19 protein-coding genes and 1 pseudogene are annotated in these 19,449 nt (G+C 69.8%); 13 read left to right on the top strand and 7 right to left on the bottom strand.

What is annotated here, in order from left to right; all coding sequences use genetic code 11:
* Positions 1-51 precede the first annotated feature (51 nt).
* Positions 52-1,113: a LacI family DNA-binding transcriptional regulator gene (locus tag IPJ61_RS01285; RefSeq protein ID WP_297102238.1), complete on the bottom strand. Its 1,062-nt coding sequence runs from the start codon at positions 1,111-1,113 to the stop codon at positions 52-54.
* Between the two features lie 132 nt (positions 1,114-1,245).
* On the opposite strand from IPJ61_RS01285, the gene IPJ61_RS01280 reads away from it, so the two are divergent.
* From IPJ61_RS01280 to IPJ61_RS01235, 10 genes and pseudogenes are all read left to right on the top strand, one after another.
* On the top strand, positions 1,246-1,842 hold the full coding sequence (locus IPJ61_RS01280) for a 50S ribosomal protein L25/general stress protein Ctc (RefSeq protein WP_297102236.1): 597 nt from the start codon (positions 1,246-1,248) through the stop codon (positions 1,840-1,842).
* Entirely contained in the window at positions 1,839-2,432 is a 594-nt protein-coding gene (pth, locus tag IPJ61_RS01275) for an aminoacyl-tRNA hydrolase (RefSeq protein ID WP_297102234.1), read from the top strand. Before IPJ61_RS01280 ends, pth begins: the two co-directional genes overlap by 4 nt.
* A gap of 19 nt (positions 2,433-2,451) precedes the next feature.
* On the top strand, positions 2,452-5,940 hold the full coding sequence (gene mfd / locus IPJ61_RS01270; protein ID WP_297102232.1) for a transcription-repair coupling factor: 3,489 nt from the start codon (positions 2,452-2,454) through the stop codon (positions 5,938-5,940).
* A 168-nt stretch (positions 5,941-6,108) separates the two neighbouring features.
* Complete coding sequence (locus IPJ61_RS01265; RefSeq protein WP_297102230.1) at positions 6,109-6,612, top strand: hypothetical protein; 504 nt, start codon at positions 6,109-6,111, stop codon at positions 6,610-6,612.
* Positions 6,599-7,210: a nucleoside triphosphate pyrophosphohydrolase gene (locus IPJ61_RS01260; protein WP_297102228.1), complete on the top strand. Its 612-nt coding sequence runs from the start codon at positions 6,599-6,601 to the stop codon at positions 7,208-7,210. The genes IPJ61_RS01265 and IPJ61_RS01260 overlap by 14 nt, the downstream gene beginning before the upstream one ends.
* A 78-nt stretch (positions 7,211-7,288) precedes the next feature.
* Positions 7,289-8,569, top strand: a complete 1,281-nt coding sequence (eno, locus tag IPJ61_RS01255; protein WP_297102226.1) for a phosphopyruvate hydratase — start codon at positions 7,289-7,291, stop codon at positions 8,567-8,569.
* A 136-nt stretch (positions 8,570-8,705) separates the two neighbouring features.
* Positions 8,706-9,245: an FtsB family cell division protein gene (locus IPJ61_RS01250; protein WP_297102225.1), complete on the top strand. Its 540-nt coding sequence runs from the start codon at positions 8,706-8,708 to the stop codon at positions 9,243-9,245.
* Positions 9,246-9,297: 52 nt separating this feature from the next.
* A pseudogene (locus IPJ61_RS01245) lies at positions 9,298-9,756 on the top strand (DUF501 domain-containing protein); the annotation flags it as partial.
* Positions 9,748-10,680, top strand: coding sequence for a Ppx/GppA phosphatase family protein (locus tag IPJ61_RS01240; RefSeq protein ID WP_297105455.1), 933 nt, complete (start codon positions 9,748-9,750; stop codon positions 10,678-10,680). The pseudogene IPJ61_RS01245 and the gene IPJ61_RS01240, both read left to right, overlap by 9 nt.
* 52 nt (positions 10,681-10,732) lie before the next feature.
* Positions 10,733-11,536: a sulfite exporter TauE/SafE family protein gene (locus tag IPJ61_RS01235; RefSeq protein ID WP_297102224.1), complete on the top strand. Its 804-nt coding sequence runs from the start codon at positions 10,733-10,735 to the stop codon at positions 11,534-11,536.
* Between the two features lie 3 nt (positions 11,537-11,539).
* Here IPJ61_RS01235 and IPJ61_RS01230 read toward each other — a convergent pair whose 3' ends face one another.
* Positions 11,540-12,541: a hypothetical protein gene (locus IPJ61_RS01230; protein WP_297102222.1), complete on the bottom strand. Its 1,002-nt coding sequence runs from the start codon at positions 12,539-12,541 to the stop codon at positions 11,540-11,542.
* 702 nt (positions 12,542-13,243) lie between these two features.
* Here IPJ61_RS01230 and IPJ61_RS01225 point away from each other — a divergent pair.
* A complete protein-coding gene (locus IPJ61_RS01225) occupies positions 13,244-13,411 on the top strand; it encodes a hypothetical protein (protein ID WP_297102221.1) in 168 nt (55 codons plus the stop codon).
* Between the two features lie 16 nt (positions 13,412-13,427).
* Here IPJ61_RS01225 and IPJ61_RS01220 read toward each other — a convergent pair whose 3' ends face one another.
* Together IPJ61_RS01220 and IPJ61_RS01215 are read right to left on the bottom strand one after the other, a co-directional pair.
* Positions 13,428-13,841 carry a PIN domain-containing protein gene (locus tag IPJ61_RS01220; RefSeq protein ID WP_297102219.1) on the bottom strand — a complete coding sequence of 138 codons (414 nt, stop codon included), beginning with the start codon at positions 13,839-13,841 and terminating at the stop codon, positions 13,428-13,430.
* The gene (locus tag IPJ61_RS01215; protein WP_297102218.1) at positions 13,838-14,077 is read right to left on the bottom strand and encodes an AbrB/MazE/SpoVT family DNA-binding domain-containing protein; all 240 of its coding nucleotides are present in this window, start codon (positions 14,075-14,077) and stop codon (positions 13,838-13,840) included. The genes IPJ61_RS01220 and IPJ61_RS01215 overlap by 4 nt, the downstream gene beginning before the upstream one ends.
* Positions 14,078-14,349: 272 nt before the next feature.
* On the opposite strand from IPJ61_RS01215, the gene IPJ61_RS01210 reads away from it, so the two are divergent.
* Positions 14,350-15,294: a hypothetical protein gene (locus tag IPJ61_RS01210; protein ID WP_297102216.1), complete on the top strand. Its 945-nt coding sequence runs from the start codon at positions 14,350-14,352 to the stop codon at positions 15,292-15,294.
* A gap of 135 nt (positions 15,295-15,429) precedes the next feature.
* Here the strand turns inward: IPJ61_RS01210 and IPJ61_RS01205 are convergent, their stop codons facing one another.
* The 3 genes from IPJ61_RS01205 to IPJ61_RS01195 are packed head-to-tail and all read right to left on the bottom strand — an operon-like array spanning position 15,430 to position 18,748.
* On the bottom strand, positions 15,430-16,929 hold the full coding sequence (locus tag IPJ61_RS01205) for a flotillin family protein (protein ID WP_297102213.1): 1,500 nt from the start codon (positions 16,927-16,929) through the stop codon (positions 15,430-15,432).
* A 20-nt stretch (positions 16,930-16,949) separates the two neighbouring features.
* The gene (locus IPJ61_RS01200) at positions 16,950-17,468 is read right to left on the bottom strand and encodes a hypothetical protein (RefSeq protein WP_297102211.1); all 519 of its coding nucleotides are present in this window, start codon (positions 17,466-17,468) and stop codon (positions 16,950-16,952) included.
* The gene (locus tag IPJ61_RS01195) at positions 17,465-18,748 is read right to left on the bottom strand and encodes an MFS transporter (RefSeq protein WP_297102209.1); all 1,284 of its coding nucleotides are present in this window, start codon (positions 18,746-18,748) and stop codon (positions 17,465-17,467) included. Before IPJ61_RS01195 ends, IPJ61_RS01200 begins: the two co-directional genes overlap by 4 nt.
* Before the next feature lie 7 nt (positions 18,749-18,755).
* On the opposite strand from IPJ61_RS01195, the gene IPJ61_RS01190 reads away from it, so the two are divergent.
* Entirely contained in the window at positions 18,756-19,445 is a 690-nt protein-coding gene (locus tag IPJ61_RS01190; RefSeq protein ID WP_297102207.1) for an ATP-binding cassette domain-containing protein, read from the top strand.
* Positions 19,446-19,449 lie beyond the last annotated feature (4 nt).

Below are 19,449 nucleotides of genomic sequence, written 5' to 3'. Positions count from 1 at the left end.
CGGTGGAGTTTGAATCGTTTCAATAGACGATACCCCCGCAACGGACCCGAGTCAAGGCGGAGGGACTGGCCGGGGTGAACTCGAATGCCGGACGGAGAGGGTCGGCGTGAACTGGAGGGACCGGTGGACGTGCGTCCGGCTCGCCTCGTCGTCGGCGATCTCCGCGAGCAGCAGGTCGGCCGCGGCCGCGCCCAGTTCGCGCCGAGGCTGGGCGACCGATGAGAGTGGCACGGCGGCCGCGGCCGCGAACACGATGTCGTCGTACCCGACGATCGCGATGTCCTCGGGCACCCGCAGCCCTTGTCGCATCAGGCCCTGCAGCAGTCCGATGGCCGTCATGTCGTTGGCGCAGTACACGCCGGTGGGGCGAAGGTCGGCCGGCATGAGGGCGATCTCCTCCGCGGCCTGGCGGCCGCCGGCGACGTCGAGCTGAGGGGTGGAGATGGCGAGCAGCGTCGCGCCCGCGGCGGCGGCGGCGGCCTCGGCGCCCTCGCGGCGCTTCCGCACCTGGGCCAGCGTCGACGGGCCGCCGACGAAGGCGACTGACCGGTGACCCACCTGGGTGAGGTGCTCGATCGCGATCCGGCCGCCTGTGACGTCATCGACGCCGACCGAGCAGCACTCGGCGTCCTGGGTGAAGCGGTCGAACAGCACCGTGGGGATCCCTGCGCCGGCGAGTTCCCCGACCTCTGGAGGCGTGGCGCCGATGGGCCCGAGGATCACGCCACGGACGCGCTGCTCCAGGAAGCCGTGGAGGATCCGCGCCTGCCTGGCCGGATCCTGGTCGGCGTCGCCGATCAGGACCGAGTAGCCGGCGGCCTCGAGCCGCGCACTGGCGCCGCGCAGGATGTCGGCGAAGAACGGGTTGGCGACGTCCATGAGGGCGACGCCGACCGTGCGGCTGCGTCCCGCGCGCAGGTGCTGGGCCTGCTTGTTGGGGATCCACCCGAGCTCCGCGATGGCACCCTCGACCCGCTCGCGAGTGGCGGGCAGCACGCGGTCCGGGTTGTTGAGGACGTTGGAGACCGTGCCGATGGAGACCTGGGCGAGGGCGGCGACCTCGCGCATGCTCACGCGGTCTCGCGCTTTCGCACGCCTCGCGTCGTCGGTCATGGTCGTACTTTAGCCGCGCCGGTGTATGCTGTCCGGGCTGCCTGGCGAGGGATTCATGTCCGTTATCGACGAGCCCGCTCCTCGCTTGGCGCCGTACGCCCCATTCATCTTTCAGCTCGAGGAGAACCCGACATGGCCGCTGACGCCACGCTTTCCGCCCAGACCCGCTCCGAGTTCGGCAAGGGCGCCGCGCGCCGCCTGCGCCGCGCCGGCCAGACCCCCGCCGTCCTCTACGGACACGGCACCGATCCCGTGCACCTCGCCCTGCCCGCCCAGGACCTCTTCCTGGCGCTGCGCACCGCGAACGCGCTGCTGGAGATCAACATCGACGGCAAGAAGAAGCCGGTGCTCGCCCTGCCGAAGCAGATCCAGCGCGACCCGATCCTCCCGACGATCGACCACGTCGACCTCATCCTCGTCAAGGCGGGCGAGAGCGTCGTCGTCGACGTCCCGCTGACCTTCGTCGGCGAGGCGGAGAAGGGCGCCATCGTGAACCACGAGATCGTCGCGATCTCCGTGCACGCGCCCGCCACTGACATCCCGACCGAGTTCGAGGTCTCCGTCGAGGGCCTGACCGTCGGCGACCAGATCCTCGTCTCCGACGTCGCCCTCCCTGACGGCGTCGAGCCCGCCGTCGACGGCGACCTGCTCGTCGTGTCCGTCGTCGCCCCGGCCGTCGAGGCCACCGCTGAGGGCGACGAGGCCGAGGGCGCCGAAGCTGCGGAGTGAGCGAGTCTCCCTTTCTCGTGGTCGGGCTCGGTAATCCGGGTCCGGCCTACGCTCCCACCCGGCACAACGTCGGGTTCTGGGCGGTAGCGGACCTCGCGGACCGCTACGGCTCTTCGTTCTCCCTTGCGTCGCGGCTGCGCGCCGAGATCGCGACGGTGACGCTGCCGCCCAGCGGCGACAAGCCGGCCCTGAAGCTGGTGTTGGCGAAGCCGACGACGTACATGAACGACTCCGGTGCGGCCGTGAAGGCCGTCGCGGCGTTCCACAAGATCCCCGCCGATCACGTGATCGCGATCCACGATGAGCTAGATCTCGATCCGGGCCGGCTGCGGCTGAAGTGCGGCGGCGGCGACAACGGGCACAACGGCCTGAAGTCGCTCCGCGCGCATCTCGGTACCGGCGACTTCTACCGCGTGCGCGTCGGCATCGGCCGCCCGGAGGGCCGCCAACCCGCCGCCGACTACGTGCTGGCGAAGGTGAAGCCGACGCAACTGGACGAACTGCGCGTCGACGCCGCCGTCGCCGCCGACGCGGTCGAGTATCTGGTCCGCAACGGCCTCGTCGAGGCGCAGAACCGCTTCAATAGCTAGTCAGGAGTAGGGTAAGCGGGTGAAATTTCCCGGACTGCTAGCGCTGCTTGAGACGGACCCCGGTTTCGCCGCCACGCTCGCCGACTCCCGCCGTCGGGGCGTCACGACGCTCGACGTCACCACTGTCGCATCGTTCTTTCCCCGGCTCGTCGCGTCGCTCGCGGAGGAGTCTGGCCGGACCGTCCTGCTCGTCGCCTCGACGTACCGCGAGGCCGAGCAGCTGACCGCGGAACTCAGCGACCTCCTCGGCGAGGACGCCGTCGCGTACTACCCCGCCTGGGAGACGCTGCCGCATGAGCGGTTGTCCCCGCGTGCGGACACCGTCGGCCGCCGCCTCGCGGTGCTGCGCCGGCTCGCCGGGCACGACGACCTGCCCGCTCCGCGCGTGGTCGTCGCGCCGGTGCGTTCGCTGCTCCAGCCGCAGGTCAAGGGGCTGTCCGAGATGGCGCCGGTGCGCATCGAGGTCGGACGTGAGTACCCGCTGAGCGACCTGCTGAGTGACCTCGCGGGCGCGGCCTACAACCGGGTCGACCTCGTCGAGCGGCGGGGCGAGTTCGCCGTCCGCGGGGGAATCGTCGACGTCTTCCCGCCCACCGCGGAGCACCCGGTGCGCGTGGACTTCTTCGGCGACGAGGTCGACGAGATCCGCACGTTCACCGTCGCGGACCAGCGCTCGACCGGCGAGACGATGTCCGCTGTCGTCGCTGCGCCCTGCCGTGAGCTGCTGCTGACCGACGGCGTGCGCGCGCGGGCGCGCAGGCTCGCCGCGCAGCATCCCGAGTTGGCCGACCTGCTCGGACCGGTCTCCGAGGGGCACGCGAAGGAGGGCATGGAGGCGCTCATCCCCGTGCTTGTCGAGGGGCTCGAGCTGCTCGTCGACGTCCTTCCGGAGGGCTCGCTGGTCCTCGCGTCGCAGCCGGAGCTGATCCGCACCCGCGCCGCGGAACTCGTGGCCACCAGCCAGGAGTTCCTGGAGGCCAGCTGGGCCGCGGCTGCCGGGGGAGGGCAGTCGCCGATCGACCTCGGCGCCTCCGCCTACTGGACCCTCGCAGACGTCCGTCTCCACGCGCTCGAGCGGGGCCTCGGCTGGTGGTCGCTGTCGCCGTTCGGCGTGGGCGACGCACCGGAACCAGAGTTCGACGCCGACTCCGTGCATTCCCGGAACCTCGCCGTCGGCCCATCGGAGTCGTTCCGCGGCGACACCGACGCCGCCACGCGACACATCGCCGCGCGGGTCGCCGACGGCTGGCGCATCGTCCTTGCCGTCGAGGGACGCGGCCTTGCGACTCGGCTCGTCGAACTGCTCAGGGAGGCGGGGCTCCGGGCGACGGCGGGCGAGCTGGAGGAGGCGCCCGAGCCTGGATCGGTCACCGTCGTGCTGTCCTCGGCGCTCGCCGGGTGGCGCGCCGACGGCCCGAAGATCGAGGTGATCACCGCTGCGGAGCTGACCGGACAGACCAGCGTCGACCGCGCCGAGCGCAAGCTCCCGGCCCGCCGCAAGGCCACCATCCAGCCGCTGGAACTGAAGGCCGGGGACCCGGTGGTCCACGAGCAGCACGGCGTCGGTCGCTTCGTCGAGCTTGTCCAGCGCACGGTTCAGGGTGCGACGCGCGACTACCTCGTGATCGAGTACGCGCCCAGCAAGCGCGGACACCCCGGCGACCGGCTTTTCGTCCCGATGGACCAGCTCGATCAGCTGAGCCGCTACGTCGGCTCCGAGTCGCCGAGCCTCGACAAGATGGGTGGCGCCGACTGGAGCAAGCGCAAGGCGAGGGCCCGCAAGGCCGTTCGCGAAATCTCGTCGGAGCTGATCAAGCTGTACGCAGCGCGCCAAGCGACGAAGGGGCATGCGTTCGGTCCCGACACGCCTTGGCAGCGCGAGCTGGAGGACGCGTTCAGCTTCGTCGAGACGCCCGACCAGCTGTCCGCCATCGTCGAGGTCAAGGCCGACATGGAGAACTTGGTGCCGATGGATCGGCTGATCTGCGGCGATGTCGGGTATGGCAAGACCGAGATCGCGGTGCGGGCCGCGTTCAAGGCGGTGCAGGAAGGCAAGCAGGTGGCCGTGCTCGTCCCGACGACGCTGCTTGTCACGCAGCACTATCAGACCTTCGCTTCGCGGTTCGCGGGCTTCCCCGTGCACCTCGCGCAGCTGTCGCGGTTCCAGACCGACGCCGAGGCGCGCAGGGTCGTCGAGGGGTTGGCCAACGGCAAGATCGACGTCGTCATCGGCACGCATCGCCTGTTCGGCAAGGAGATCCAGTTCAAGGACCTCGGGTTGGTGATCATCGACGAGGAGCAGCGCTTCGGCGTCGAGCACAAGGAGCGGCTGAAGGCCATGCGGGTCAACGTGGACGTACTCTCCATGTCCGCCACGCCCATTCCCCGCACGCTGGAGATCGCCATCACCGGCATCCGCGAGATGAGCGTCATCGCCACCCCGCCCGAGGAACGCCACCCGGTGCTCACCTTTGCTGGACCCTACGACAACGCTCAGGTCAAGGCCGCGATCCGCCGCGAGCTGGCGCGCGAGGGCCAGGTGTTCTTCGTCCACAACCGCGTCGGCACCATCGAGAAGACCGCGGCGCAGCTCCGCGAGCTGATCCCGGAGGCGCGGATCGTGACCGCGCACGGCCAGATGAACGAGCGCCAGCTGGAGCAGGTCATGCTCGACTTCTGGGAGCGGCGCGCCGACGTCCTCGTCTGCACCACGATCATCGAGTCCGGCCTGAACATCCAGTCGGCGAACACGCTGATCATCGACCACTCCGACAAGCTCGGGCTCTCGCAGCTGCACCAGCTGCGCGGCCGTGTCGGCCGCTCCCGCGAGCGCGGCTACGCCTACTTCCTCTACCCCGCGGACAAGCCGCTGAGTGAGGCCTCGCACGAGAGGCTCGCGACGATGGCGGCCAACACCGACCTCGGCTCCGGCATGGCCATCGCCATGCGCGACCTTGAGTTGCGCGGCGCGGGCAACCTGCTCGGCGAGGACCAGTCCGGCCACATCGAGGGCGTCGGCTTCGACATGTATCTCCGCATGGTGGGCGAGGCCGTCGCGAACTATCGCGGCGACGACACCGAGCCCGAGCCGACGATGCGCGTCGAGATCCCGGTCGACGCCCACCTGCCCGACGACTACATCGCCTCCGAACGCCTGCGCCTCGAGATGTACAAGCAGATCGCCGAGATCCGCACCGAGGCCGACGTCGAGGCGGTCCGCGCCGAACTCGTCGACCGCTATGGCGAGCCGCCGGCTCCCGTCGCTGCGCTGCTGGGTGTCGCGCGGCTCCGGAACCTGGCGCGTGAGCTCGGCATCCAGGAGATCGTGCCGCAGGGCAAGATCGTGCGTTTCTCGCCGATGGTCCTTCCAGAGTCGAAGCAGGTGCGACTGCTTCGGCTGTATCCCGGGTCGACCATCAAGTCCGCCGTGGATCAGGTCTGGGTCCCGAAGCCCGCCGACGACTACCTCGCCTGGGCCACCACCTTCCTCGAGCGAATGTACGCGTGACCGCTGGTTGAGCCGCCGCGCGAGGCGCAGCCGAGTCGACGCGTCGAAACCAATGGGGTGACTTCATTGGCTTCGACACGGGCGCTCGTTCCTCGCGGCCCAGCTCAACCAGCGGTTTGAGGTAGTCTGGCGCGGGTGCCGCAGCACCCGAATTTCGAGAGGATTTCTATGAAGCTCACGCGCGTTGTCCCGGCTGTCGCGGCGATGGCCATGCTGGCGGCCTGCAGCCCCACCGCGGGTACGGCGCTGGTGGTCGACGGTCAGTCGGTCTCCGAGGCGGACCTGACGCGCATGGCCGACGGCTGCTCCCAGATCCTTGGGCAGGAGATCCCGCGGCCCGACGTCGTGAAGATCCTGATCATGGGTCACGTCTTCGACGGACTCGCCGCCTCGTCCGGCCAGGCGATCGAGGACGACCAGCTCAAGACGGTCGCGGGGCAGATGCTCACCAACGGCGACGCGATGGCGGGCGACCCCGACTGCGGCCCGGTCGCCCTCGCGGCGATCAAGAACCAGATGCTGGCCGAGGTTGACCAGGAGGCTGCGCTGGCCGTGCTGAAGGGCCTCGACGTGCAGATGAACCCCCGCTACGGCCGCTTCACCCCCGGTGAGGATGCGCTGTTCGCCACCACCGGGTCGCTGTCCGTCCCGGCGGCCGATGCCGCCGAGTGAGCTCGAGCGCCTCCGCGAGGTGATGGCGCGCCTACGGGTCGAGTGCCCGTGGGACGCGAAGCAGACGCACGCGTCGCTGCTACCGCACCTGATCGAGGAGGCGGGCGAGGTCGTCGACGCCGTCGAGACCGGCACCAGCGCGGACCTCGAGGAAGAGCTCGGCGACCTGCTGCTGCAGGTCTACTTCCACGCGCGCATCGCCGAGGACGAGGGACGCTTCGACGTCGAGGACGTCGCCCGCGGCATCGCGGACAAGCTGATCCGCCGCCACCCGTACGTGTTCGGCGATGCCGACGTGCCCGCGGACCTGCGCGCAACCTGGGAGCAGCGAAAGCGCGAGGAGAAGGGCCGCAGCTCGTCGCTTGACGGCTTAGCCGACGCCCTCAGCGTCGTGGCCCGAGCCCAGAAGGTGGTGTCGCGGAGCCGCTCGCACGGCGTCGCCGTCGACCTACCGGACGCGCCCATCGACGCCGACGAGGTAGGCGAGGGCATCGTCGCGCTGGTCGCGAGGGCGCACGCGAGCGGGATCGACGCCGACGCCGCCGCCCGTCAGGCCGTGCGCGCCCTCGAGGCGCGGATCCGCATCCAGGAAACCTGATCTGGGGCGCGTGCCCGCCGGGACCGTGAGGCGGTTAAGCTTCTCCTCGGAAGAGCACACTCTTTGAAAGGGAGCTTCATGGCATCCATCGAATTCATTCAGGCGCGCGAGATTCTCGATTCCCGCGGCAACCCGACCATCGAGGTCGAGGTCGAGCTTGACTCGGGCGCCAGTGGCCGCGCCGCCGTCCCCTCGGGTGCCTCGACCGGCGCCTTCGAGGCCGTCGAACTTCGCGACGGCGACAAGGGCCGTTACGGGGGCAAGGGCGTCCTCACGGCCGTCAAGAACGCCACCGAGGTCATCGGCGAGGAGATCCTCGGCATGGAGGCCGACTGCCAGCGCCTCGTCGACCAGGCGATGCTGGAGCTCGACGGCACCGACAACAAGGCCAAGCTGGGTGCCAACGCCATCCTCGGCGTCTCGCTCGCCGTCGCGCACGCCGCGGCGGAGGAGGCTGGCCTGCCGCTGTACAAGTACGTGGGCGGCCCCAACGCACACATCCTGCCCGTGCCGATGATGAACATCCTCAACGGTGGGTCGCACGCCGACTCCAACGTCGACATCCAGGAGTTCATGATCGCCCCGATCGGCGCCGAGTCCTTCGCGCAGGCCCTCGAGATGGGCGCCGCGGTCTACCACGAGCTCAAGAAGGTGCTCAAGGCTCGCCAGCTGAACACCGGCCTCGGCGACGAGGGCGGCTTCGCCCCTAACCTCGACAGCAACCGGGAAGCCCTCGACCTCATCCTCACCGCCATCCGCGACGCCGGCTACGAGCCCGGCACCGACGTGGCGCTCGCGATGGACGTCGCGGCCTCCGAGTTCTACGAGGACGGCGGCTACCTCTTCGAGGGCGAGAAGAAGACCTCCGAGGAGATGGTGGACTACTACGAGGAGCTCGTGAAGTTCTACCCGCTGGTCTCCATCGAGGACCCACTGAACGAGGAGGACTGGGACGGCTGGAAGCTGATGACCGATCGCCTCGGCGACAAGGTCCAGCTGGTCGGCGACGACCTGTTCGTCACCAACGTGACCCGCCTCCAGCGCGGCATCGACACCAAGACGGCCAACGCGCTGCTGGTGAAGGTGAACCAGATCGGCTCGCTGTCGGAGACCATCGACGCCGTCGAGCTGGCCCACCGCAACGGCTTCCGCACGATGATGTCGCACCGCTCCGGTGAGACCGAGGACACCACCATCGCCGACCTCGCCGTCGCGCTGGGCTGTGGCCAGATCAAGTCGGGCGCCCCCGCGCGCACCGACCGGGTCGCGAAGTACAACCAGCTCCTGCGTATCGAGGACGACCTGGACGACGCGGCGGTCTACGCCGGTCGTTCGGCCTTCCCGCGTTTCCAGGGCTGAGTTTTCGGGGGTTTGCGGCACACTGGTTGGCGTGCCTCAGACTCCCCGCCACACATCGGCTCACAGTGGTCCGGGCCGCGGAACTCCGCGGACCCGGACCGCTGCGCGTCCGGGGGAGCGCGGCGGCCGTCCCCGGGTGCAGCAACTGGACGCGGTTGACGTCAACGAGGCCATGTCGGCCAAGAAGACCCCGGCGCCGCGCACGCAGCGAGCAGTCACGGCCACCTGGCGGCTGGTCGTCCTCCTCGCCGTGATCGCCGGCATCGCGATGGTGCTGGCCCACTCGCTGCGCGTGTACTTCACCCAGGCCGAGGAGATCTCCGTCGTAAAGGCAGAGATCGCTGCCGAGCAGGACAAGATCGCGGACCTGAACGACAAGCTCGAGCGCTGGAACGACCCGGCGTATGTGCGTTCGGTCGCCCGGTCGCGGCTGGGCTGGGTGCTGCCGGGCGAGGTCGGCTACCGGGTCCTGGACGCCGAGGGCAATCCGCTCGTCGGCGCGGCCATCCAGCTCGACGCGGCCGAGCCGCCGCAGTTGTGGTGGGAGAAGATGTGGGGCTCTGTCCAGGTGGCGGACTCGCCGGCCGAGGAGGAGGCGTCGGAGGATCCCAAGGCCACGGAGCCGCCGCGTACCATCGAGCTCTCGCCATCTCCCAAGCCGGAAAAGGACGGCTGACGGAGCCTTTCCCGCCCCGTGATACCGAACCCCTGACCTTCGAGGAACCCGGATGACCGAACCCAGCGCTGCAGATCTCGCCGAGGTGGAGGCCCAGCTCGGCCGCGCGCCCCGGGGCGTCGTCGAGGTCGCCTACCGCTGCCCGAGCGGGCACCCCGGCGTGGTCAAGACCCTCCCGCGGCTCCCGAACGGCACCCCTTTCCCCACCGTCTACTACCTGACCTGTCCCCGCCTGGTCGCGGCGTGCTCGACTCTGGAGGCCTCCGGGCTGATGACGGAGATGTCCGCGCGCCTGGAGGTCGATGCCGACCTGGCCGCCCGCTACCGCGCCGCGCACGAGGCGTACCTCGCGGATCGCGAGGAGCTCGGCCACGTCGAGGAGATCGACGGCATCAGCGCCGGCGGCATGCCGACCCGCGTGAAGTGCCTCCACGTGCTCGTCGGCCACGCGCTGGCCGCCGGGCGGGGCGTGAACCCGCTCGGCGACGAGTCCCTCGACGCGATGGGCGACGTGTGCCCCTCCGATGCCGACCGCACCGTCGCCGCCGTCGACTGCGGCACGAACTCCGTGCGCCTCTTGATTCTGCGTGGCGCTCAGGAGCTCGTGCGCGAGGTGCGCCTCGCTCGCCTGGGGCAGGGCGTCGACGCCACCGGCGAGTTCCACCCGGACGCGCTCGCGCGCACGTTCGCCGTCCTCGACGAGTACGCGGGCATCATCGCCGCTCACGGCGTCGACGAGACCCGCTTCGTGGCGACGTCGGCTGCGCGCGACGTCAGCAACCGCGACGTGTTCGAGGAGGGCGTGCGCGCGCGGCTGGGTGTCGGCGTCGACGTCATCCCCGGCAAGGAGGAGGCGCGATTGTCGGCGGCGGGAGTGTTGAGCGGCGTGACGTCGCCGCGGCCGACGCTCATCTTCGACATCGGTGGAGGCTCGACCGAACTGGTCGTCGTCGGCGAGGACGATCAAGTCGCATCCGCCGTCAGCCTCGACATCGGCGCGGTCCGGATCACGGAGCGCTTCTTGCGCACCGAGCCGCCGACCGCGGACGAGCAGGATGCCGCGCGCGCCTACATCGGAGAGATGATCGACGGTGCGGGTGTCGACTTCGCGGCGCTCGCCTCGGCCATCGGCGTCGCGGGGACCGTCACCAGCGTCGCAGCCACGCACCTGGGGCTCGCGGAGTACTCGCGCGAGGCCGTCCACGGCTCGGCGCTGAGCGCGGCGACGGTGCATGCCATCAGCCAGCGGTGGCTCGGCCAGACCGCCGCGGAGATCGCGGAGCAGCCACTGATGCACCCCCTGCGCGCGGCGGTGATCGGCGGCGGATCAATGATCCTCGACGAGATCGTGTCCCGCGTCCCGGGCGCGCAGATCCTGGTGAGCGAGTCCGACATCCTCGACGGCATCGCCCACGAGATGCTCCTCCGCGGGTAACTGGGTGGTAACGCGACGGCGATAGGGTGTGCGGGTCACGCGAAGGAGTCACATGTCACCCGAAACGCAGCGCGCGTCGCGCGTGCCCGCCTGGCTGATCTACGTGGTCGTCGGATTGGCGGCCGGGCTGATGTCCGGATTGTTCGGCGTCGGCGGCGGGACGGTGATCGTGCCGTTGCTCGTGCTGCTCGCCGCATTCGATCAGCGTCTCGCGTCCGGCACGTCGCTCGCGGCGATCGTGCCGACGGCCATCGTCGGCGTGATCTCGTACGCGGCCATGGGGGAGGTCTCCTGGGTGGCGGCGGCGCTGCTCGCGGCAGGTGCCGTCGTCGGGGCACAGATCGGGACGTGGCTGTTGCCGCGCCTGCCCCTGCCGTGGCTCCGGTGGGGATTCATCGGGTTCCTGGGCGTCGTCATCGTTAACCTGTTCCTCGTCGTGCCTTCGCGCGACGCAGAGCTCATCGTCACCTGGCTTTCCGGGGGCGGGCTGCTTTTTGCGGGACTCATCACGGGCGTCCTATCGGGCCTGTTGGGTGTCGGCGGCGGCATCGTCGTCGTCCCGGTGCTGATCCTGGCGTTCGGCGCAAACGATCTCGTGGCCAAGGGCACGTCGCTGCTGATGATGATCCCGACGGCGATCTCCGGCACGCTCGGCAACCTCAAGCGCCGCAACGTCGACCTCCGAGCCGCGGCTTTCATCGGCCTCGGCGCCTGCCTCTCGACCGCCGCCGGCGCGCAGCTCGCGCAGTACCTCGACCCAGCCGTCGCCACGCCACTGTTCGCCGTGTTCCTGGCCTTCATCGCGGTCCAGCTGATCCTCAAGGCCCTCAAGGCGGGCAAGGCGGCAAAAGGCTAGCCGTCACATGACGAGCAGGAGGACGTTGCCGACTCCGACGGCCACCACCGCGGCAGCGCCCACAAGCAGGACCGACGGCCGTCGACCGCCGGGGCTGTCTTGCTGCGCGTGCTGACGCCACACCTCCAGCGTCGCGAGCCCTTCGTCCGGCGTTGACGACGCGTGCCGGGTCAACGCCCTGGGAGCGAGGACGACGACATCGTCCGGGTCGCGCAGCCTTAGGGCCAACCCCTCGTCGACGGCGACGGCGAACACCACCTGCGAGGCAGAGATCGCGTTGTCGAGGACCAGACCATGCAGAATGACGTGTTCCCTCGTCAGCGTCACGGCGCCGTCACCCAGTCCGGAGCCGAACACGGCTGCGACCCACACGGCGGTGAAGATGAGGATCTCGAGCCAGCCATCGCCCGTGTCGAAGCGGATGAGCCAGCTCACGACAGCAGCGCCGAGCACGCACACGGTGGCCCAGAGCCCCTGCACGACGCGGGGGTGGGCGTTGATGAGGCTTCCGAGCAGGCTGTGGGGCGCCTCGTCGGTGGTGGCCCGGCGGATCGTGGCGCGCAGCCTGAACTCGAAGTCGGCGGGGACTACCTCCGTGAGCCAGGTGTCGCCGTCCTTGGCCAGGGCGATGGACGCGCCGGGACGCGGCGCGCCGAAGACCGTCACCGGGACGGGGTGCTCGGCTTCCGGGCCGAAGGCCTTGTCTATCTCTCGCTCCTCTTCCTCCTCGCGGAGGTCGTCGGCGGCCAACCAGGCCCGCAGCGCTTCTGGAGTCTCGGGCAGCTCCTCGTCCTCATCCTCGGTCCCCCTCTCGTCTTCGTCCCCCTCGTCTTCGTCAGGCTCGTCGAATGCGACGAGTCCCTCGAGGTCGCCGAGGGGCGCGACGGGCCAGTTCGCATCGACGGGGATGAGGTAGGCGGTGCCGTCGACCCGGAGGAGTCGGGCGGCGTAGCGGGGAGAGGGGGCAGAAAGGAGTCGGGGGCGCCGAAGCGCCGGCAGCCACACGCGCTCCGCGGCTGCCCAGGCTGCGGGCAGGGACCTTCAACACCTCGACGACGTGGTGCTGAGCGCGTTCGTGGAAAGCGAGCGCCTCGGCCAGGAAGAGGTGGTGGACGACGACCAGGGTGATGCCCGCGACGAGCGCGCCGACGGTGAGAGCCGCGCCCCACGTGCGGCCGCGATCGGCGAGCGTGCCAGCGATCTCTCCCTCGACGCGGCCCATGGGTGGCCTGATCGCCGCGGCGGAGATCCGGGCGGCGACGACGCGGACCAGCAGCGCGCAGGCGCCCAGGGCGATGACCGCCCAGATGGCGGGAAACGAGGCGACATCGGGGATGCTCGCGGCGGCGACAGCGCAAGTGGCGAGCAGGATCGCTCCCGCCGTCGGCGCGTAACACAGCAGTACCAGCGCACCGACGAGCCCGATCACGGTGGGCGCGCCGGCGTAGTAGCTCAGCGTGCCGAGGCGAAGGGGGAGGGGATGGTCGTCCTCGCGCAGGATTTCGAGGGCGACGCAGCCGGCCGTCATGAGGGTCAGCGCGAGCTGCCATCCGCGAAGCGGTGGCCAGAGTCGGCGGGCCAGCGCCCCGGTGATCTGCATGACGAGCAATTGTGTCAGGCGCGAGCCTGCCACCCAGCGATGCCTCCACGAGTTCCTGTGAGGACTTCGCGAGGGTGGGTAGGTTTGAGGGAAGGGAGGGAGAAGAAATGCGAGACCTGACAGAGATCGACGAAGCCGACCTGGTGGACCAGTCGATACCGGTTGACCCTGACGAGGTGGACCTGGATCCCGACGGCGAGGTGGAGGGCCTTGTCGACGAGGCCGACTGGCTCGACCAGCAGGTGGACGCCCCCATCGACGACGCCGACCGCTGACCGTCGAGTCTGTGCCTTACGAAGCGACGACCTCGAACGGGATGCCGAGCGCCTCGTAGGTCGCGCGGGCACGGGCATCCCTGGTCGCCAGCGTGCGTCCGTTGTCTCGGACCGCGAGCGCGACAAGGCCGTCGTAGGCCGCACCACCACCCAGACCCGCATCGGCGAGGGCCTCGTGAATGCGGGCACTCGTAGCGGGGAGTGGAGTGAGAAGCTCGGCGAAGTTCTCGTCGATCAGGCGTACGGCATCCGAGGGTGCGACGCGGGCATCGCCCGGCAGCCGGGTGAGGACGGAGTAGGTCTCCGCGACGGCGTGACCCGCCAGCGCGAGCCGACGCCCGTGGGCCCAGGCGGCCACCTGCGGGTGGGCCGTGTGGGAGCCGACGAGGAGAGGAACCGCGACGCTGGTGTCGACGGCGGTGAGGCTCACTTGCGGCCCGCGTCGATCAGCGCGAAGAGCGTCTCGTCGTCGACGGGGGTGGCGCCGCGCGAGACCAGACGCCCGTCGGCGTCGCGTTCCAGCCGGGCTGTGCGGCCGCCAGGGATGATTCGCAACCCGTCTCCGTACCAGGAGATGTCCACCCGGCTGCCCGGACCCAACCCGTGCGCATCGCGCAGCGACTTGGGGATGAGCACCCTCCCGGTGCTGTCGATCGTTGCCTGCATGGGAATATGTTACCAGCAGATTCCCATCATCTCGGGAAGGTGGCGCGAACGAGGTCTGATAGTTGCTGCTCGGTCAGGCCGAGGGACTTCGCGTGTCGGCCCAGGGTGGCGGCCTGGACCAGCGGCCTCCGTCGCTAGCAGTGAGCTTTTCAACCAGTACTGGTTGAAAAGCTCACACTGTAGGGGCGGCTGTAGGCGTGGCGGCGAAACAAGTGTTGTCCGTGTCCGCCAGGCTCTTGATCACCGAGTCCTCGCAAGGCGACGGTTGGGCCATGTCTGCTCGCCAACCACTCCCCGCCGACATCGGCCGACTCCTTGATACCCAGGGCGGAGTCGTGTTGGTCTCCCAGCTCCTCGCGGCCGGGCTCACCCGGCGCGTGTGCCAACGGGTCACCTCGTCGTGGACCCGTCTCGCCTCCGGCCTCTATCTCGAGCGTGTGCCGGGCTTCGAGTCCGCGGCCTGGGCGGGCGTCCTGCAGGCGGGCCCGGCGGGAGTCGTCGGATCTGCAGCCGCGGCGCATCTGGCCGGGGTGCTGCGTGATCCGCCCGACGACGTGGTTGTGTGGTCGACTCACCACAGGTCTCCTCTCGTGGTCGGGCCCTGGCAGGTCCGGTTCCGGCGCGGGCTTCGGAACGGTCGTGGTTCGCCGCTCCGGCTGCCGGTAGAGGCGGGTCTGATCGACCTTGCGCGAGACGTGGATGAGATCGGGGCGATCGACGCCGTGGCCCGCGCATTGGCCCGTGGACTCACTACTCCTGCGCGGATCCTCGACGAGGTGTCGAGCAGGCAGCGAGTCAGGCATGCACGCGCCATCAGGGAGCTGTGCACTGCGAGCGGCGGCGGGATCGAGAGCGGGCTGGAGTGGCTCTTTCAGCGGGACGTCCTCAGCGCCCACGGGCTACCGACACCGCAGCGTCAGGTGAAGACCGGCGTCGGTAGGGTTGACTGCCGGTACGACGCCTTCGGTCTGATCGTCGAACTCGACGGCATGCGTGACCATTCGGACTGGTCGAAGGACATGATCCGCGACAACGAGCACGTCCTTCGCAGTAACGAGATCACCCTCCGCTACGGGTGGGGTGCGGCCACGCGGCAGGCGTGCCTCGCCGCCGGTCAGATGGGAGCGGCGCTGCGGCCCCGAGGATGGAGCGGGCGAGTCCGCGAGTGCCGACGGTGCGCTGGTCGTCCGCTGCTTGAGGGGCGGGCTAACGCGTAGACGATCGGCGCTTTGACCGTCTGTGGTGCTTGACTGTGAGTTTTTCAACCATGGACGGTTGAAAGGCCCGCACCTAACGATCCCCGGGCGCGAAACGGCGCCGGCCAGAAGGCCGACGCCGCTCGTCGTGCCGGGCTACGCCGTCTCGCCGGCGACGACGTCCTTCTTGCCGAAGCGGTCGAGGACCTCGGTCAGGTCGAAGCCGGTCGTGTCCTTGAGCATCTGGATGGTCTGCAGCACGTTGTCGGTGACCTGGCGGGGGAGCGTGGCCGCGCCGTCGGACGAGATCACCGTCAGCTTGTCGATGCTGCCCATCGGGGCCGCGACCTTCTCCGCCATCTGCGGGAGGATCTCGATCAGCATCTGCAGCACCGCAGCCTCGTTGTACTGCGCGAACGCCTCGGCACGCTTCTCCATCGCCTCAGCCTCGGCCTGGCCGACGGCGAGGACCGCCGCCGCCTTGGCATCGCCCTCAGCGCGGACGGCCTCCGCCTCCGCGATACGACGCGCCTTCTCCGCCTCGCCGCGCTTGGCACCCTCGATCGCCTCCGCCTCGGCCAGCGCCGAGCGCCGCGACTGCTCGCCGACACCCGTCAGCCGCGCCTTCTCGGCCTCTGCCTCGGCGTTCGCGATCGAGGCCGCCTTCCGCGCCTCCGCGTCGAAGATGGCCGCGTTGCGCCGCGCCTCCGCGTCGGTCTCGACGCGATACCGCTCGGCATCCGCCGGGCGGCGCACCTCGGTGTCCAGCTGGCGCTCCTTCAGCGCGGCCTGCGCGACGGCGACCTTCTCCTGCTCCATCAGGATGGCCTGGTCGCGGTCGGCTTGGGCGAGCGGGCCGGCGGAAGCCGCGGTGGCGCGGGCCGCGTCGGTCTCCGACTGGATCTCGGCCTGCTTCAGCACGAGCTCGCGCTGCGCGATCGCGATCTGCTGCTCGGCGGCGATGCGCGCCTGCTCGGCCTCGCGCCGGGCTTCCGCCTCGGCGACGGCGGCCATCCGGCCCAGCTTGGCCGACTCCGGGCGGCCCAGGTCGCTCAGGTACGTGCCGTCGTCGGTGATGTCCTGAATCTGGAACGTGTCGAGGACGAGGCCCTGGCCGGTCAGCGACGACTCCGACTCGTCCGTGACCCGCTGCGCGAAGGCCGCACGGTCGCGGATGATCTGCTCAACCGTCAGAGAGCCGACGATCGAGCGCAGGGAGCCCGCGAGCGTCTCCTGCGTGAACGGCTCGATCTCGTTCTGCTGCGAAAGGAAGCGCTGGGCTGCGGCGCGGATCGAGTCCTCCTCGCCACCCACCTTCACGATCGCCACGCCTTCGACGTTCAGCTTGATGCCCTGGCCGGAGACCGCGTTACGGATCGTCACCATGATGCGTCGCGACGAGAGGTCGAGGACGTGCAGCCGCTGGATGAACGGGACGACGAACACGCCGCCGCCCATAACGACCTTCTGGCCGCTGAGGTCCGTGGAGACCAGGCCCGTCTCCGGGTTACGCACCTCCTTGCCCTTGCGGCCGGTGATGATGAAAGCCTCGTTCGGTTTTGCCACCTTGTAGCGGCTTGCGATCAGCAGGCCGACGAGGGCCAACAGGACGACGAGGCCGATGGTCGAGATCACGACGGGACTGATGGTGGGCATGCGGTCACCTTTCTTAGGGGCTATCGGGGGAGTTCCTTCGGGCCGGAGGTCTGCGTGACCTCGACGGCGGTGGGGGAGAGGATGCCGGAGATCCACACCTCGGCGCCCGCCTCGACGGGAAGCGCGGACTTGGCGCTGAACTTGCGGACGTGCCCGGCGACGCTGAGCGAGATCTCGCCGTACCCGTCGGCGGGGATGGCGGTCACGACGCGGCCGGAGTGCCCGATCATCGAGTCGGAGCGGAAGCTGACCGCGCTGTCGTCGGACTTCAAGGCCTTTGTGAGCCGAATCGCCAACCAGGCCGCGAGCGCTCCGACGACGAGGCCGACGACAACGGCGAAGCCGATGTGGTCGATCAGGGCCAGTCCGAGCGCGCCGCCGAAACCGAAGGCGCCGACGAATGCAGCGACGCTGGAGAGCGAGAAGAGGTCGGAGTCGAGGGCGTCGAGGTGGAACACTCCGTCGAGAACATCGCCGATGAGGAGAGCCACGACGACGAGCACCACCCCCACCGAGCCGATGATCAGAAACGGGGTCACATGTCGCCTTTCGTCTCCTCCAGGGTATCGGTCGGAGAAAGTTGCGGCAGACCCGCCCGGATGACGCGGCGGATGAGCAGCGCTGAGGTCAGCGTGCAGGCCGCGAGGAAGAGCCAGGGAAGCGCCGGCCCAGATACGGTTTCACCCTCGTCGAACAACTGCCCCGCGGCCAGATTTCCGATGAGGACGGCGGCGCCGCCGAAGCTGGCGAGCGCGCCGAAGTAGGACCCGGTGGGCGCGTCGCCAGCCCAGCGGGGCACCGTGGAGAGCGCCGTCGGCCCGGACGTGATGTGACCCAGCGTGAGCAGCGCCACCGCCACCGCGATGACCCAGAGATGCATCTCCAGCGAGGGCGCCACGACGGTGCCCAGGGCAAGAGAGGCGAAGCCGAGGGTGGTCGTCGCGTACCCGGTGCGCAGGGCGACGGCGGGGCCGACGAGGGCGCCCCACCTCGCCACGGGCAGCTGTAGCAGCAGGGTGAGGACCGACACTTCGGCGAAGAGCAGCCCGATGAACTCCGGGCCCGCGCCGATCCGGCTGAGCTCAAGAGGAATGGCCAGGTAGAGCTGGTTGTAGGCGAGGAGATCGACGGAGTGGGCAGCGGCGAAGCCGACGAACCGCCGGTTCCTGAGCGCGGCCCACGAGAGCCGCTCCCGGTGCGTGTGGGTGTCGGCAGCGCGGGGGAGGACGACCCACAGCGCGACTCCCATGACCGCGAACAGCGCCGCGCCGGCGCCCGCGACGACGGGGAAGCCGCGGCCGAGCAGCACTGCGCCGAGCAGCGGCCCCATGACGGCGCCCGCCTCGCCGGTGAGCGTCAGCCAGGCGAACAGCGAGACCCGCCGCCGGGGGCGGCCGCTGTCCGCCTCCGCCACCAGCATGTTGATCCCCGGCGAGAAGAGCGCGCCGCTGAGGCCGGTGACGAGGGTTCCCGCGACGAATAGCGACAGTGTCGGCTCAGGGGTGAGCAGCGAGGCGGCGAGCGCGAGGAAGCCCGCGACGCGCACCGAGCAGCCGAGCACGATGATGCCGCGGGCGCCGAAGCGGTCGGCGAGTTCGCCCCCGACCAGGAACAGACCCTGTTGCGCGAACGTCCTCGCGCCCAGCACGAGCCCGACGGCGGCGGCCCCCAGGCCGAAGTCGCCGCGGAGGACGACGGCGATGAACGGCACGACGGCGTAGAACCCCACGTTGAAGAGGGCCTGGGTGCTGAGCAGCAGCGTCGCAGACCGCCGCGTTTCTGAGACGACTTGCACAGCCCTGTCAGCTTTGATAATCATTCTCATTATGAGTAGTCATCCTACGCCGTCGCCGATCCTGGAGCGAACCGATGCGGCACCCCTGATCGCGCTGCGCGACGCAAGGGTGTCCACCGCTCGCGGCGCGGTCCTTCTGGACGTTCCCGCGCTCGACCTATTCCCTGGCGACCGCGTCGTCATCACCGGACAGTCCGGCAGCGGCAAGTCCATGCTGCTCAGCACGCTGATGGGACACTGGGCCGTCGGCCTTCACTTTGATGGCGATCGAATGACTGCGCCGGGGCCGATCGGGGTCGTGCCGCAACGCGGACTCGACGCCCTGCATCCCCTCGTTCCCCTCGGACGCCAACTGGCGCGCGTGTCCGGTACCGGCCGCGTTCGGGTCGAGAAGACGCTCGCACAGGTGGGGCTGCCTGACCCGGACCTGCGTCGGCGGCGTCCGGCGGAGATCTCCGGAGGCCAGGCGCAACGCGCTGCCGTCGCGCTCGCCGCGCTGACCGATGCCCCGTTGATCCTTGCCGACGAGCCCACAAGCGCCCTCGACCACGACACGCGCGACCTGATGCTCGCGCTGCTGGGCGAAGTGATCGGCCCCGAGCAGGTTCTCGTTGTCGCCACGCACGACACCACCGTCGTCCGGGTCCTCGGGACGCGGCACCTGCGGGTGTCAGAGGGGCGCGTCACCGAGCTTCCCGTCGAGCACGGACGGGCGGCCTGACGTG

Origin of the sequence: Tessaracoccus sp. (assembly GCF_016714275.1) — a bacterium.
In the GTDB taxonomy this organism is placed as follows: Bacteria; Actinomycetota; Actinomycetes; order Propionibacteriales; family Propionibacteriaceae; genus Arachnia.
The sequence above is the reverse complement of the archived record's forward strand: the minus strand, read 5'-3'. Positions and strand labels throughout refer to the sequence as shown.